Genomic DNA, 15690 nt, shown 5'->3' on the forward strand with positions numbered 1-15690 from the left:
GTCATGAGGATAGCAATAAATGGGTTTGGCCGTATAGGGCGTATATTTTTACGTACCATCCTAACCCGCAGCAATATAGAAGTTGTAGCCGTTAACGATCTGGCAGATACGCAAACCCTGGCGCACCTGTTCAAGTACGATTCTGTACACCGCGGGTTTAAGGGTGCGGTAAGCGCAGGTGAGGGGCACCTGTTCATAAACGATCTCGCGATAAGAACATACCAGGAGAAAGATCCGCAAAACTTACCATGGAAAGAACTGGAGATTGACCTGGTAATAGAATCTACAGGTAAGTTTATCTCCGAAGAGGGCGCTGCAAAGCACCTTGCAGCTGGTGCCAGGCAGGTAATTATTTCCGCTCCGCCATCAAATAAAACTGTACCTACCGTTGTGCTGGGCGTTAATGATGATGAGGTAGACCTGCGGTCGCCCATATTGTCGAATGCATCTTGTACCACCAACAATGTTGCTGCGATGGTGAAGATACTAGACGATAACTGGGGCATTACCGATGGCTATATCACCACGGTACACTCCATGACTGGCGACCAGAACCTGCATGATGCGCCTCATAAGGACCTTCGCCGTGCAAGGGCCGCATCGGCCTCTATCATCCCTACTACAACCGGTGCCGCTAAAGCTATTACCGCTATATTTCCTCATTTGGATGGGCATCTTGGTGGTGCAGGCATACGCGTGCCGGTGCTGAACGGCTCTCTTACTGACTTTACCTGCAGCTTGAAAAAGCTCCCGACAGTTGAAGAGATTAACAAAGCCTTTAAGGCAGCTGCCAATGGGCCGATGGAGAACGTTTTAGAATACACCGAAGACCCTATTGTTTCCACCGACATATTGGACAACCCGCATAGCTGCATTTTTGATGCGCAGTTAACTTCCATTGTTGGCGGGCTGGTTAAGGTTGTTGGCTGGTATGATAACGAGATGGGCTACTCTAGCCGTTTGGCAGATCTGGTAGAAAAAATATCCCGCCTTAACTAGCACAAAGGGTTACTTGTAAATGACCTTTGCTATGGCTTGAGTAACATCAGAGTTTTTGTTGTTAATATAGTAGTAAGACGAAAAGCTTATTACATCAGCGGTTTTCGTTAAAACGTTCTTTTGCGCTTCAGAGGCAAGGCCGGTTTGCTTGTAAGCCTTTGAAAATTTTATGTCTCGCTCTAGCACCAACTTTGTATACTTAACTCCCTCAATAGTTACTGTTGAGGCAGATTTAAGCGTAACATTATTCAAATTGTCGTGCAGATAATCGGTTGATATCTGGCCATTGTTAACATTGGTGAAGCTATAGTTAGCAAGTATTGACTTAGAAAAATCTTCCTTAAATCGTACTGCTGAAGATTTTTTATAATCGTCTGGGTTCAATATAAAAGTAACTGTCTCGGTATACTTTAAATAAAGAGTATCATGGCTCACGCTGGTATACACTACCTGATCGGCTATATCCAGTTTAATAGGTGTTAAAACGCCTGTTGGGGTTTTAATGCTTGTATTATCTTTCGGCACATTGGGGTTTACATCTGTAAACTTTTGGCAGCTTACTAAAGCTGCAGAAATAAATAGAATTACAATTATGTTTTTCATTTTCTTGGTAGATTTATATCTATAAAGGCAATAGGCATGCCCCGTTTGCGCCGGTTATCCGGTGGTTATAGGTAGTCTGGTCGTGTTACTTTTAATATAATTAAGCAAAGTTGTGTGTATAGGTGCTTTAGTATAGGGTAATTAGACCCCAAACTGTAGAATCTTTTCCATCTTTGTGACATGATAAGGTTTGTTACAGCCAATGATGTTTTGCCATTACGCAACGAGGTATTGCGCGATGGGCGGCTTACGCTTGACGAATGCCGGTTTGAAAATGATGATGCCGAAGGATCATTCCATCTTGGGTATTTTGTGGGTGAAGAGTTGGTTTGTGTGGCATCTTTTCACCCGGTAGGGTATAAAGGTTATGATGGGAAAGCTTACCAGTTGCGCGGTATGGCAACCGCACCTGCGCATCGTGGTAAAGGATACGGAAACATGCTGGTTAACTTTGCCATTACTTACCTTAGGGGCCAAAAAGTAAATTACCTGTGGTGTAATGCGCGCAAGGTAGCCGTGAAGTTTTATATGGGAACGGGGTTCGAGATCATCTCGCCGGAGTTTGAGGTGCCGGGCATTGGGCCGCACTATGTAATGTATGTTAAAATACAATGAAATTTTAAGCCAAACACCGCTGCTTTTTGAATTTAGGGTTGGGTTTTAGAATAAATTTGTACAATTTGCCGCCCATTCATCAATTTACATTTAACAATATGAAAACCATTGATCAGATAACCTTCAACGGTAAAAAAGCGCTTATCCGGGTAGACTTCAACGTTCCGCTGGACGGCGATTTTAACATTACCGATGATAACCGCATGACCGCCGCTTTGCCAACCATAAAGAAGATACTAAAGGATGGCGGTGCTGTAATATTGATGTCGCACCTGGGCAGACCAAAAGACGGTCCTACTGATAAATATTCTTTAAAACACATTGTACCACACCTGTCTGACCTTTTGGGCCAGCAAGTAGAGTTTGCTGATGACTGCGTTGGCGAACAAGCTATAGAGAAAGCAAAAGCGCTGGACAAAGGCGAAATTTTATTGCTGGAAAACCTGCGTTTCTACAAAGAAGAGGAAAAGGGCGATAAAGATTTTGCCGAGAAACTGTCAAAGCTTGGTGATATATACGTGAATGACGCTTTTGGTACAGCACACCGCGCGCATGCATCAACTGCTATCATAGCACAGTTCTTCCCCAACGCTAAATACTTCGGTTACCTGATGGCAGCCGAACTTACCAATGCAGAGAAGATATTGAACGGCGCTGCAAAACCATTCACTGCTATTATGGGTGGATCAAAGGTATCTGACAAGATCTTGCTAATTGAAAAGCTGTTGGATAAAGTTGATAACCTTATTATTGGCGGTGGTATGGCTTATACATTTGCCAAGGCTGATGGCGGCAACATAGGTACATCATTGGTAGAGGCAGATAAGCTTGACCTCGCTACAAGCCTTAAACAAAAGGCTAAAGAAAAAGGTGTGAACCTTTTATTGCCGGTAGATAATGTTATTGCCGATGATTTTAATAACAATGCCAACACAAACACCGCCAAAACAGGCCAGATACCTGATGGCTGGATGGGGCTGGATATTGGCCCTGAAACTGTTGCTTTGTTCAGCAAGGTAGTAGAAGAATCTAAAACCATTTTATGGAACGGCCCGATGGGTGTATTTGAAATGGAGAAGTTTCTGGTAGGTACTAAAGCGATTGCCGAGGCTGTAGCAAAGGCTACTGACAACGGTGCCTTCTCGCTGATAGGCGGCGGCGATTCTGCCGCGGCAGTTGCTAAGTTTGACATGACCGAAGACGTAAGTTACGTATCAACCGGCGGTGGTGCACTGCTGGAATACATGGAAGGGAAAGAATTGCCGGGCGTTAAAGCTATTAACGAATAGCATAAGCATCATTTATAAAGAAGCCCCGCGTAGGGGCTTTCTTATTTGCTGCTCTTTTTTTATCTCTGACCAAAAGCTTGCATGACTATTACAATCGTTTTAACTGAAGAGGACTATTTAATTTACCTGCTGTATTCGGCATCAAAAAGTAAGCGCGCGCAAGGTACCCGGCGTAAGGCCTGGCTAACTATATCGGGCTTGCTGCTTGTTATAGGAGCAGCGCTGATAAATAAAAGTGATAGCTTTTACAGCTATTATTTTTTTGCAGCCGGATTAATAAGTTTGTTGTTTTATCCGCTGCTGCAACGATACAGCTACAAAAAGAACTATCGGAAATTTGTTAGGGATAAAATGGCTTATAAGATCGGCAAAGAGTCAGTATTGAAATTTGGGCCGGACTATATAGAAACCCGCGATGTTACAGGTGAAAGCAAGATAAACACCGGAGAGGTGGCAGAAGTAAACGAGATTGCCAGCCATTACTTTATCAGGCTCAAAAGCGGCGACGGCCTGGTTATTCCTAAAACAAGCGTAGCCACCCCAACCTTTGTAGACGATGTTATGTCCGTAATGCAAAATCCTGATATATTGGTTACCCATGAACCTAACTGGAAATGGAAATAAGCCCCGCAACTATACGCGAGTTTGTTGAAGCTGACAAGCAAGCGGTAAAGTCCTTGTACCTCGACTGTCGCGTAAGTACCTTTAGCTGGCTAAATACCCGGATGTTTAAACTGAACGATTTTGAAAAGGATACCGTTGGCGAACGAATATTTGTTGCGGAAGTTGGGGGTATTATTGTAGGTTTCGTAGCTTTTTCAATGGAAGATACCTTTGTCCACCACCTGTACGTGTACCAGGCTTTTTCAAAGCAGGGCATTGGTAAAGCCTTGTTGAATACAGCCCTGCAAGCTTCGCCCAAGCCGTTTAGTTTAAAGTGTCTGGAAATGAACCAAAACGCTTGTGACTTTTATGCAGCACAAGGCTGGCAGATAAAACGGAGAAGCATAGGCGATCAGGGTCCGTACTTTTTATTTGTAAGCCGCTAGGTAGATCATACATTATAAAGTAGTAGCAAGACCGGTAATAGCAGTTTCTGTAAAAAGCTTGTTGCGCTCTCCGCCAAACCCAACATGCTGGTTTTTATTCAACAAAATCAGCTACTTTTAAGCACTAAAACCAACCAATGAAAAGGACATTATTCTTCACCTGCTGCATGCTTGTTTTCGCGCTTTATTCCTGCGCACAAGGCGATGCCGCTTACATAAAAGATAACTACACCAAATACGAGTACCAGATACCCATGCGCGATGGCAAAAAGCTATTCACATCGGTTTACGTCCCTAAAGATCAATCAAAGAAGTATCCTTTTATGATGGACCGTACCTGCTACAGTGTGGCGCCATACGGACCCGATAAGTACAAGGGCAGCCTTGGCCCGTCGCCCGCGTTCCTGCATGATGGCTACATTTTTGTTTACCAGGACGTGCGTGGCCGCTGGATGAGCGAAGGCATTTACGAGGAAATGACGCCCGAACTGGAGCAGCACAAAACCAACAAGGATGTTGATGAGGGTACCGATACTTACGACACGATTGATTGGCTGCTTAAGAACGTGCCTAACAATAATGGCAAAGTAGGTGTTTGGGGCATATCTTATCCAGGCTTTTACACCACTACAGCCTTATTAAGCCGGCACCCCGCGTTAGCGGCAGCATCGCCGCAGGCACCTATTGCCGATTTATGGCGTGATGATGCATTTCATAACGGCGCGTTTTTCCTGGTGGCTAACTTTGGCTTTTACCCGGGCTTTACAAACCGACAGGACGATAAACCTACCCAGCGCCGCGGCGGCAGGTTTGATCCCGGTACAAACGATGGTTACAAGTTCTTTATGGACATGGGTTCCATGAAGAATACTAATGATAAGTATTTTAAAGACACCATCCGTTTATGGAACGAGATGATGGATCACCCTAATTACGATCAGCATTGGAAAGACCGTAACGTGCTTACCCACCTGCACGACATTAAAACACCTACGCTGGTTACCGGCGGTTGGTATGATGCTGAAGACCTTTATGGCGCCATAAACACTTACAAAACCTTAGCTCAGAAAAATCCGAATACTCCGGTTTACTTTGCTATGGGGCCATGGGTGCACGGCGGTTGGGCACGTGGTAACGGCGACCATTTAGGAGATGTAAGTTTTGGCGGCCCGACAGGTCCGTTCTATCGCGATAAAATAGAATTCGCATTTTTTAGCCATTACCTTAAGGGTACACCGCTGGACCTGCCAAAGGTCTCCACTTTCCAAACTGGCGAAAACCAGTGGAAAGCCTACAAGCAATGGCCGCCGGTTGAAGCAAAGGAACAGAAACTGTACCTGCTGCCCGGCGGTAAGCTGTCCTTCTTTGCGCCGGCTAACACCATGGTCGACTACAAAGAATATGTATCTGACCCGATGAACCCGGTTCCGTTTATCGCCGGTACAGATTTCGATATGACAAGAGAGTACATGACTGCCGACCAGCGCTTTGCCGAGAAACGGCCTGATGTGCTTACCTACAAAACAGATGTGCTGGATAAGGATGTTACCCTGGCAGGCAATATTTGGGCAAACATTAAATTTTCTACCACCGGTACAGATGCAGACCTGGTTGTTAAAGTGCTTGATGTGTACCCGGATACGGCTACCAACAACCAGTTTACAGGTAAAGAGGTGAAAATGGCCGGTTACGAGCAGATGGTACGCAGCGAACCTATTCGCGGTAAATACCGCAACAGCTTTGAAAAACCCGAGCCATTTGTGCCAGGCAAGGTAACCGCTGTGAACTGGGAGCTGCAGGATGTGCTGCATACCTTTAAAAAGGGCCACCGCATTATGATACAGATCCAGAGCACCTGGTTCCCGCTGATAGATAGGAACACCCAGCAATTCCAGGACATCATGAAAGCTAAAGACACCGACTTTAAGAAGGCAAGGCACCGGGTGTATACCTCTAAGTCTAATCCAAGCTATTTAAGGGTAAGGGTGTTGTAAATTAATTATGCTGTAATAGTGCTTAAAAGTCGGTATGATTTTGTTCCTCTTGTTTGCTGCTTTTATTGTAGTTGCAGTAATGTACAGGCGATTGACGTCGTATGAAACGAAAGTCATTAACATAGATAACGAAACAAAGACAATTGAATTTGTTAATAAGAATGCTTTTGGCAAAGTGATGAAGGAGCAATACCATGCCGCTGATGTACACTTTACTTACCGTAAACGAAATATATCGAGATTCCAGGGGCAAGGTTTTTTTACGATAACCGTCCCAAAGTTTGTATAATAGATATTGCCCAAAAAACCGTTGGTATTTTAACGCCCGGTGAGCTTGGATGGAATGACAAAAACATAGCGCAGACTTGTAGAAATATGCAGGATATCGGCGTTAAAAGAATAACTGAGAAGTATAGTGATGATGAGGGCGAACTTTAACAGTTCCCTTGTATTATAAACTTTAATCAATTAATGATTTGGGAAGCTTAGATATTAAAATTAAAGCAATTCAGCATATCGGCATACCTGTGACTGACCTCAAGCGCTCGCAGGCGTTTTATGAAAGGCTCGGTTTTAAAAACGTAATGCAGGCAAGCTTTGATGAAAAAGGCGAGCCGGGCACTTGCGTAATGATGCAATGCGACAAAATGATGATGGAACTTTACGAGCTGCCGGAGAGTGGATTGAGCGAGATACGTTCCCGGGGCAACGGCCATATCGACCATGTGGCTTTTGATGTAGATGATATTGAAGTTGCTTATCACTCCATTAAAGAGGCAGGCTTTAACATCATAGAACCTGAACCTGTCTTTTTACAATTTTGGGGTCGGGGCTGCAAGTATTTCAATATAACAGGTCCTGACGGTGAGCGGCTGGAGTTTAACCAGATATTGTAACGAACCGGCATAAGCGTGAAATCTTTAAAGATAAATGCTTATCGCGTTTTATTTGTGATGGCTTATTAAGTGTAATCCCGTTTACACTGCTCATCAAAAGTGTTTCACCTAAAGTGTTTCGGTTTGGCGCTCATGAAACCGAATTCAGATATAACCAGTTGATTGTCAATGACATGGTATTTAGACGTCAATTTCCAGACTGTTTCGGGTTGTTTCGCTTTAATTTGGATGTATCTGTAGTACAGCATCTTATCTGAAATTGCTGTTTCGGGTGTTTCGCTTATGCGAAACGAAACACCCGTTGCCGATCAGGCGTATTAAAGTAGTTGCGCTATGATGTTTTTTGCCGCGCATAATGTAGTTTTACCAATAACCAACAAACCGTTATGAAATATAAATGCCTGTTGCCATTTTTTGCGCTGCTTGTAGCTGCTAATACATTTGCCCAAAAAGCAGGAAAGTTATATCACGAACAATACCGCCCGCAGATCCACTTTTCGCCAAAGTCCGGATGGATGAACGATCCTAATGGCATGGTGTACTATAAAGGTGTATATCACTTGTTTTATCAGCATTATCCAGATGGCATAGTGTGGGGGCCCATGCACTGGGGCCATGCTACCAGTAAAGATATGATCCACTGGAAAGAGCAGAAAATTGCGCTTTATCCGGATAAACTCGGGTATATCTTCAGCGGCAGCGCGGTGATTGATGTAAATAACACATCTGGTTTTGGTAAAAACGGCAAGGTGCCAATGGTAGCAATATTTACGCATCATGACCCTATAGGTGAAAAGGCCGGTAAAGATAACTTCCAGAACCAAAGTATAGCCTACAGTCTGGATGAGGGTAAAACGTGGACTAAATACGCAGGTAACCCGGTTTTAAAGAACCCCGGAATAAAAGACTTTCGCGACCCGAAGGTTTACTGGTACGCGCCTCAGCATAAATGGGTAATGACGCTGGCGACTAAAGATCGGATAACGTTTTACTCTTCGCCCAACCTTAAAACATGGAAAAAGGAAAGCGAATTTGGTGAACACTTGGGTGCACATGGCGGTGTTTGGGAGTGCCCGGATCTTTTCCCGATGACGCTCAACGGCAAACAACACTGGGTGCTCATTGTCAACATTAATCCCGGCGGGCCGAACGGCGGTTCGGCTACACAATACTTTATCGGCGATTTTAACGGCAAAACGTTCACTCCAATGAACGAAAACGTAAAGTGGGCGGACTTTGGGCCGGATGAGTATGCGGGCATAACCTGGAGTAATACAGGCAACAGGCGTATATTCCTGGGGTGGATGAGCAATTGGGAGTACGCTAACCAGGTGCCCGCAAGTACCTGGCGTAGTACTATGACAATTCCCCGCGAACTTGGGTTAAAACAGGTAGATAGTGAAATATACCTTACCTCTACGCCGGCAAAAGAAATGGCGGGCATTGCATTAAAATCGATCGATATTCCGTCTGCAGTACTAGCAAAAGGCCGAGATGTGGCATCGTTTATTAAGATGCCTTCATATTATCGATTAAAGCTTTCTGCTGCCAAAGAAGACTTGTTTATTAACCTATTTAACGATGCAGGTGAATCGCTGTTAATAGGCTACAATAAAAAAAGTGATCGCTACTTTATTGAGCGGGATAAATCTGGTAAAACTGATTTTAACAAGAATTTTAGCAAACTGGCATATGTTCCCAGGTTCTCTGGTCAAGAAACGTTAGATGTAGATGTTGTTGTGGACGGAACTTCTGTAGAAATGTTTGCAGATGGTGGGTTAAGTAATTTAGCCAGCATATTCTTTGCGACTAAGCCATACAATCACATCAGTATTCAAACTGCGAAAGGTTCAGTGGTAAACAAGGTCAGCATCACTCCATTGAAATCCATTTGGTAGTAGGCTGAATCTTGCAGGGTGCTGATTATTCTAATACCACCGTTTTGTTTTTAAATACGAACACGCGGTCGTCGAATACCAGTTTCAAAGCTCTCGCCAATACGGCGGTTTCAATTTCCTGACCGGCTTTTACCATATCTGCTACGGTGAAGGAGTGGCCAGCCGGTATAATCTGCTGGGCAATAATCGGCCCTTCGTCCAACTCATTTGTAACGTAATGAGCGGTCGCACCAATCAGCTTTACGCCGCGCTCATAGGCCTGCCTGTAGGGGCTGGCCCCTGCAAATGCGGGCAGAAATGAATGATGGATGTTGACAATCCTTCGGGTAAAACGTTCTACGAATGAGGCTGACAGTATCCGCATGAATTTAGCCAGGACGAGGTAATCAAATTCATAGGACTCAACAGTGTTCAGTAGCCTATTTTCGAAATCAACAGCGTCTCCTTCGAACGGAACATAGTGAAATGGAATATCAAATCTGTCGCAAATGTCTTTAAGGATCATATGGTTGCCAACCACGCATTGTACTACAGCACTAAGGGTATTGAAATGGTTGCGTATCAATATGTCCGCAAGGCAATGATATTCTTTTGTAACTAATACAACAATCTTTTTTGCTGTGCCCGGGTCTATCTTAATAACAGCACCTTGGGGGAGTATTTGCTCCAGATCTTTGTATATTGATTGATCTACCGTTGTTCCATCAACTTCAAGCCTCATAAAGAATAGCTTTTCTACATTGTCAACATGCTCCTGCATGGCTGTTATGTTCATCTTTTTTTCTGCAAGCAGTGCGGAAATGGCAGCTACAAGCCCTATTTGATCGGTACACTGTATTACAATAATCATCACTTAAAAGGGGGTAAAATCATTGGCGGTAAAGCTATAATTATTGACCTTAAGTCACAGGCTTTCAGGCCATAAAAGTGTTGAAAACTTTTTGGTGGTAAAAAGTGTTAGAAAGTGGGAAAAGTAATTTACTTTTACGTTACAAAAATTGTCGACCATTAAGAATGTCCTACTTAACCGGTGAATACGAGTGTAAACTAGATGCCAAGGGGCGGATGATGATCCCTGCAGGCCTCAAGAAGCAGCTTCCAGAGGCTGATGCTGAGGGTCTTGTGATCAACCGCGGGCTCGAGAATTACCTTGTAATTTATACCAAAAAAGAGTGGGACAAACGATTGGACGAACTGAGCAAACTTAATGAATACGATAGAAAAAGCATTCAGTTTGTAAGATATTTTACCGGTGGGGCAACCACCATGGTTCCGGATGGTGCAGGGCGGATAAACCTGCCAAAAAACCTGATGGAGCACGCCGGTATTACAGGAGATGTAGTGCTTACCTGTATGCTGAATAAAATAGAGGTTTGGGATCTGAAAGCGCACAGAGCGATGATAGCGAACGAGCCTGAAAATTTTGCTGAACTGGCCGAGGAAGTAATGGGTAATAAAAGGAGGGTAAATGAGTAATTATCATACCCCTGTTATGCTGAACGAATGTATTGAGGCTTTAAACATAAAGCCCGGCGGTACCTACGTTGATGTTACTTTCGGTGGAGGTGGTCATTCGCGTGAAATACTTAAGCACCTGGGTGATGATGGCCAATTGCTGGCGTTTGACCAGGATGCCGACGCGCAGCAGAATAAAATTGACGACAGTAGATTCACTTTTATAGATCAGAATTTCAGGTACCTGAAAAACTTTAGTCGCCTGCATAATGCTATACCGGTTGACGGTATACTGGCTGATTTGGGAGTGTCATCCTATCAGTTTGACCAGGCCGAGCGTGGTTTCTCTATCCGCTTTGATGCTGAGCTTGATATGCGCATGAACCAGTCGTCGGAGCTTAGCGCTAAGGAAGTAGTTAATAATTATAGCGAAGCTGATCTTCACCGCATTTTTGGGATGTACGGTGAAATCCAGAATGCTAAATCACTTGCAAAAACAATAGTAACAGCCAGGTTAAACGGGCCTATAAACACCGTTGCTGATCTGAAGAATGCAATCCAAAACCTTATCCCTCGCGGAAAAGAGAACAAATACCTGGCGCAGGTATTTCAGGCGCTTCGCATCGAGGTTAACCAGGAGTTGGAAGCGTTGAAAGACTTCCTGATGCAGTCAGCAGAGGTATTAGCTGTAGGTGGCAGGTTGGTAGTGATGAGTTACCACTCACTTGAAGACAGGCTGGTGAAGAATTTTATAGCAAAGGGAAAGTTCAGTGGTGAGGTGGAAAAGGACCTTTATGGTAACGATAACAAGCCGTTTGACGCGGTAAGCCGCGGCGCAATAACTGCAACTGCAGACGAGATACAAAACAATAACAGGGCACGCAGTGCAAAACTCAGAATAGCTGTAAAGAAATGAACCGTTTACGCACAGAAATTCAGGAAGAAGAAGCTGAAAAGGAGCTGGTAGTTGAGGAGAAGCCTGTAAGGGAAATTCCGGACAACTTTATTACTCAGTTTTTGAAGAACGGGGTCATTACTACAGATGATGCTACCCGTGCTTTGCCGTTTGTGCTGTTCCTGGTGTTATTGGGCATGCTTTACATAGGTAACAGGCACATGGCCGATAACACTGTGCGGGATATTGATAAAATAGGTAAAGAAGTTAAAGAATTGAGCTGGGAATATAAAAGCACCAAGGCTGAACTTGCATTTAAAAGCACTTTGACTGAGGTAGCTAAACGTGCAGATACTTTGGGTATAAGGGCATCTGAGCAGCCGCCACAAAAAATAGTAGTAAAGGAGGGTGGGCAGCAATGAGTATCAGGACCAATATATTACTAAGGGTTTATCTCGCTTTCGGGTTGATCCTGCTTTTTGCAGCGGCGGTAGTTTTTCAATTATGCCGGGTGCAGCTTGCACAGGGCGAAAAGTGGAAGAGTATGGCTCAGCAGATGTCTACCCGCTACCGCACTATTGAAGCAGCAAGAGGTAACATCTTTTCTGATGATGGGGCTTTACTTGCAACATCGGTTCCTGAATATGAATTACATATGGATATGCTTGCTGGCGGCATTGCCGATGATAAAGCATTTGACGAAAAGATAGATTCTTTGGCCATGAAAATGTCGCAGTATTTTGGCGACAGACCAGCGCGCGAGTACTCACGTATTTTCCGTGAAGCACGTAAAGAAGGATCCCGTTACCAGTTGGTTAGACGTAAGGTTACTTACAAGCAGCTTAAGGAAATCAGGAAGTTTCCTGTTTTTAACCTGGGTAAGTACAAAGGCGGGTTAATAGTGGTAGCTCAAAATAAGCGTATACTGCCGTTTCGTTCGCTCGCTGCACGTACCATAGGATACAAGAATGAAAACGTAAGAAATGCGGTTGGCCTTGAGGGTTCATTTGCAAGTTATATAAATGGCGAAAGTGGAAAACGCCTTGAGCAAAGACTTGCAGGCGGTGTTTGGATACCGGTTAATGATGAAGAAGAGGTTGCTCCTAAAGAGGGGGCTGACATTATTTCCACCATTAATATTAACTTCCAGGATATTGCTCAAAGCGCGTTGGAGAAACAACTTATTAAAAGCAACGCCGATCATGGTACTGTTATTTTGATGGAAGTAGCTACGGGCGAGATCCGCGCAATGGCTAATTATACCAAAATGCCCGATGGTAGTTTTAAAGAAAAGTTTAACTACGCTATTGCAGGTAATCAGGATCCCGGTTCTACATTCAAAGTAGTGTCTTACATGGCTTTGTTGGAAGATAAGATGATTGACACTAATAACCTGGTAAGTACCGAAAATTACAAAATACCGGGTAATAGCCATATCATCAAAGATTCGCACGGCAGTATAGGTACAGTTACGGTGAAAAAGGCATTCGAAGAATCGTCAAACGCGGCTGTGGCATCACTGGTAAATCGTTACTACACCAACAATCAGGCTAAATTCACCAACCATTTATACGATTGGCACCTGAATGAAAAGTTTGGTTTGCAAATACCGGGCGAAGCTCAACCGGTTGTGAAGAATCCGAAAAATGCAAGCTGGAACAAATACATGACCCTTCCGCAAATGGCATATGGTTATGAGATGCAATTAACACCGCTTAAAATGCTGTCGTTCTATAATGCGGTTGCCAACAATGGTAAATACGTATCACCAATTTTTGTGAAGGAGATCAGAAGGCTTGGTAACACTGTAGAACGCTTTCAGGCGCATGTTATCAACGACAAAATTTGTTCAGACGTGACGCTGAAGAAAATGCAGGAAATGTTAGAAGGTGTGGTAAGTGAGGGTACCGGTAAAACTAACGTAAAGAGTGAAATGTTCAAAATAGCCGGAAAAACCGGTACCGCACAAGTTGCCGACGGCCGCAACGGCTATAAAGGGAAGAAGCAATATCAATCATCTTTCTGCGGTTATTTCCCGGCAGATAACCCTAAGTACTCGCTTATCGTGGTAATAAACGATCCTAAGAACGGCTATTATGCTGCTTCTACAGCAGGGCCTGCGTTTAAGGAAATATGCGAGAAGGTTTATGCAAGCAGCCTGGGTATAGAGCACCCACCGGTACGGTATGTAGGTAATACAACTTTACCGCAGTACAAGCATGGCAATCTAAAGGCGCTTAAACAGGTTTATCAAAAGCTAGGGGTAAAGCCTTTATATGCCTCTACAAACGCTGCAGCAAATGGCATTGATACCAGTAGCGGCATTGCCTTTGAAGAAAACAGGGTAAAAGCGGGGACCGTTCCAAATGTTGTTGGGATGGGGTTGAGCGATGCCCTTTACGTTTTGGGCAATGCGGGTTATAAGGTGGCCGTAAAAGGCAGCGGCAGTGTAAGTACACAATCGGTTACTGGCGGCAGCCAGATACCACGCGGATCAAAAATAATAATAGAACTGCAATGAGATATTTAAGCGACATACTGGAAGGAGTAGCTTTTACCGAGCTGCAGGGAAGTGCGGATGTAGAGATATCTGCAGTGGTTTTTGATTCACGTAAGGTGGAGCCGGGCTGCTTGTTTGTGGCGCTTAAAGGCACCGCGGTGGACGGCCATGACTATATAGAACAAGCCGTAAAGCAAGGTGCAGTAGCAGTTATTTGCGAAGACCTTCCGGCACATACCGCACAGGAAGCAGATTTTTTGATGGTTGCTAATTCTGCCAAAGCTCTGGGTACTATCGCTGCTAACTTTTATGAAAACCCGTCCAGTAATCTCAAACTGGTTGGCGTAACCGGCACCAATGGCAAAACTACCGTAGCAACGCTGCTGTATAAGCTGTTTAGAGATATGGGGTATAAGTGCGGTTTATTATCTACTGTTGAGAACCAGGTTAACGGACGTATTATCCCGTCTACCCATACTACACCGGACCCTGTAGTGCTTAATAAGCTACTGGCGGATATGGTAGATGAGGGCTGCGACTACTGCTTTATGGAGGTTAGCTCCCATGCTGTTGCGCAACACAGGATAGAAGGTTTACGGTTTTCGGGGGGAATATTCACCAATCTTACGCACGATCATCTCGACTATCACAAAACGTTCGAAAGCTATTTGAAAGCCAAAAAGGCCTTCTTTGATGGCTTGCCTAAAAGCGCATTTGCGTTAACTAACGGTGATGACAAGAATGGTAGCGTGATGCTACAAAACACATCAGCACATAAAAAGAGCTATGGTCTCAAGAGTATGGCCGACTATCGTGCCCGTATTATTGAAAACCAGTTTGGCGGCCTTTTGCTGAATATTGATAACGAAGAAGTTTGGTTCAAACTGGTTGGTACTTTCAACGCATACAATCTACTGGCGGTTTACGCTGCGGCAATGCTGCTGGAGCAGGATAGGTCTAAAGTGCTTATCAGCTTAAGCAAGCTGACTGGTGCAGAAGGCAGGTTCGAGTACATTGTGGCACCTAATAAAGTGATCGGCATTGTTGATTATGCCCATACCCCGGATGCTGTACAAAACGTGTTAAGCACTGTTCATGATATCCGTAAAGGCAAAGAGAAAGTAATAACAGTTATCGGTTGCGGCGGTGACAGGGATAAAACCAAGCGTCCTGTTATGGCAAAGGTTGCAACTGAATGGAGCGACAAGGTGATCCTGACATCAGATAACCCTCGGACCGAAGACCCGGCGCAGATTATTAAAGATATGGAAGCTGGTATTGATCCGGCTTTTAAAAGAAATACATTGAGCATAGCTGACCGGAGAGAAGCAATAAGAACTGCGTGTATGCTGGCGCAGCCGGGAGATATCATCCTCCTGGCAGGAAAGGGTCACGAGAAGTACCAGGAAGTAAATGGGGTAAAAAACCATTTCGACGATATGGAAGAACTGGAGAACCAGTTTAAAGACATGATTTAAGTGCGAGTGATAAGAGTAA

The 15690-nt window shown here is 44.3% G+C and carries 16 protein-coding genes; 14 read left to right on the top strand and 2 right to left on the bottom strand.

All coding sequences use genetic code 11. The features are described from left to right. The first annotated feature begins 3 nt into the window (after window positions 1-3). On the top strand, window positions 4-999 hold the full coding sequence (gene gap / locus AC59GT_RS03675) for a type I glyceraldehyde-3-phosphate dehydrogenase (RefSeq protein WP_497236373.1): 996 nt from the start codon (window positions 4-6) through the stop codon (window positions 997-999). A gap of 9 nt (window positions 1000-1008) precedes the next feature. On the opposite strand, the gene AC59GT_RS03680 is transcribed toward gap, so the two are convergent. Then, window positions 1009-1602, bottom strand: a complete 594-nt coding sequence (locus tag AC59GT_RS03680; RefSeq protein WP_497236374.1) for a hypothetical protein — start codon at window positions 1600-1602, stop codon at window positions 1009-1011. Window positions 1603-1782: 180 nt separating this feature from the next. Here AC59GT_RS03680 and AC59GT_RS03685 point away from each other — a divergent pair, with 180 nt between their 5' ends. The 8 genes from AC59GT_RS03685 (at window position 1783) to AC59GT_RS03720 (ending at window position 9343) form a co-directional block, all read left to right on the top strand. Beyond that, on the top strand, window positions 1783-2217 hold the full coding sequence (locus tag AC59GT_RS03685; protein WP_497236375.1) for a GNAT family N-acetyltransferase: 435 nt from the start codon (window positions 1783-1785) through the stop codon (window positions 2215-2217). A gap of 98 nt (window positions 2218-2315) precedes the next feature. Further along, a complete protein-coding gene (locus AC59GT_RS03690) occupies window positions 2316-3506 on the top strand; it encodes a phosphoglycerate kinase (RefSeq protein ID WP_497236376.1) in 1191 nt (396 codons plus the stop codon). 81 nt (window positions 3507-3587) lie between these two features. Further along, window positions 3588-4130 carry a YcxB family protein gene (locus AC59GT_RS03695; RefSeq protein ID WP_497236377.1) on the top strand — a complete coding sequence of 181 codons (543 nt, stop codon included), beginning with the start codon at window positions 3588-3590 and terminating at the stop codon, window positions 4128-4130. Beyond that, window positions 4121-4555: a GNAT family N-acetyltransferase gene (locus tag AC59GT_RS03700; RefSeq protein WP_497236378.1), complete on the top strand. Its 435-nt coding sequence runs from the start codon at window positions 4121-4123 to the stop codon at window positions 4553-4555. Before AC59GT_RS03695 ends, AC59GT_RS03700 begins: the two co-directional genes overlap by 10 nt. 137 nt (window positions 4556-4692) lie before the next feature. Next, window positions 4693-6549: a CocE/NonD family hydrolase gene (locus AC59GT_RS03705; protein ID WP_497236379.1), complete on the top strand. Its 1857-nt coding sequence runs from the start codon at window positions 4693-4695 to the stop codon at window positions 6547-6549. A gap of 34 nt (window positions 6550-6583) precedes the next feature. Further along, window positions 6584-6838 (top strand): hypothetical protein, encoded by a 255-nt coding sequence (locus AC59GT_RS03710; RefSeq protein WP_497236380.1) that lies wholly within the window; start codon window positions 6584-6586, stop codon window positions 6836-6838. A 187-nt stretch (window positions 6839-7025) separates the two neighbouring features. After that, complete coding sequence (locus AC59GT_RS03715) at window positions 7026-7445, top strand: VOC family protein (RefSeq protein WP_497236381.1); 420 nt, start codon at window positions 7026-7028, stop codon at window positions 7443-7445. A 386-nt stretch (window positions 7446-7831) separates the two neighbouring features. Further along, window positions 7832-9343: a glycoside hydrolase family 32 protein gene (locus AC59GT_RS03720; RefSeq protein ID WP_497236382.1), complete on the top strand. Its 1512-nt coding sequence runs from the start codon at window positions 7832-7834 to the stop codon at window positions 9341-9343. A gap of 25 nt (window positions 9344-9368) precedes the next feature. On the opposite strand, the gene purU is transcribed toward AC59GT_RS03720, so the two are convergent. Next, window positions 9369-10193, bottom strand: a complete 825-nt coding sequence (gene purU / locus AC59GT_RS03725) for a formyltetrahydrofolate deformylase (RefSeq protein WP_497236383.1) — start codon at window positions 10191-10193, stop codon at window positions 9369-9371. 164 nt (window positions 10194-10357) lie between these two features. On the opposite strand from purU, the gene mraZ reads away from it, so the two are divergent. Genes mraZ through AC59GT_RS03750 form a run of 5 tightly spaced genes read left to right on the top strand, consistent with a single transcriptional unit; the run spans window position 10358 to window position 15671 of the window. After that, a complete protein-coding gene (gene mraZ / locus AC59GT_RS03730) occupies window positions 10358-10819 on the top strand; it encodes a division/cell wall cluster transcriptional repressor MraZ (protein ID WP_497236384.1) in 462 nt (153 codons plus the stop codon). Next, window positions 10812-11714, top strand: coding sequence for a 16S rRNA (cytosine(1402)-N(4))-methyltransferase RsmH (rsmH, locus tag AC59GT_RS03735; RefSeq protein WP_497236385.1), 903 nt, complete (start codon window positions 10812-10814; stop codon window positions 11712-11714). Before mraZ ends, rsmH begins: the two co-directional genes overlap by 8 nt. Next, window positions 11711-12115: an FtsL-like putative cell division protein gene (locus tag AC59GT_RS03740; protein ID WP_497236386.1), complete on the top strand. Its 405-nt coding sequence runs from the start codon at window positions 11711-11713 to the stop codon at window positions 12113-12115. The genes rsmH and AC59GT_RS03740 overlap by 4 nt, the downstream gene beginning before the upstream one ends. After that, window positions 12112-14214: a penicillin-binding protein gene (locus AC59GT_RS03745; protein WP_117384233.1), complete on the top strand. Its 2103-nt coding sequence runs from the start codon at window positions 12112-12114 to the stop codon at window positions 14212-14214. Before AC59GT_RS03740 ends, AC59GT_RS03745 begins: the two co-directional genes overlap by 4 nt. Further along, window positions 14211-15671, top strand: coding sequence for a UDP-N-acetylmuramoyl-L-alanyl-D-glutamate--2,6-diaminopimelate ligase (locus AC59GT_RS03750; RefSeq protein ID WP_497236387.1), 1461 nt, complete (start codon window positions 14211-14213; stop codon window positions 15669-15671). The genes AC59GT_RS03745 and AC59GT_RS03750 overlap by 4 nt, the downstream gene beginning before the upstream one ends. Window positions 15672-15690: the final 19 nt, after the last annotated feature.

The sequence above is a fragment of the Mucilaginibacter sp. 320_HR genome (assembly GCF_059691875.1).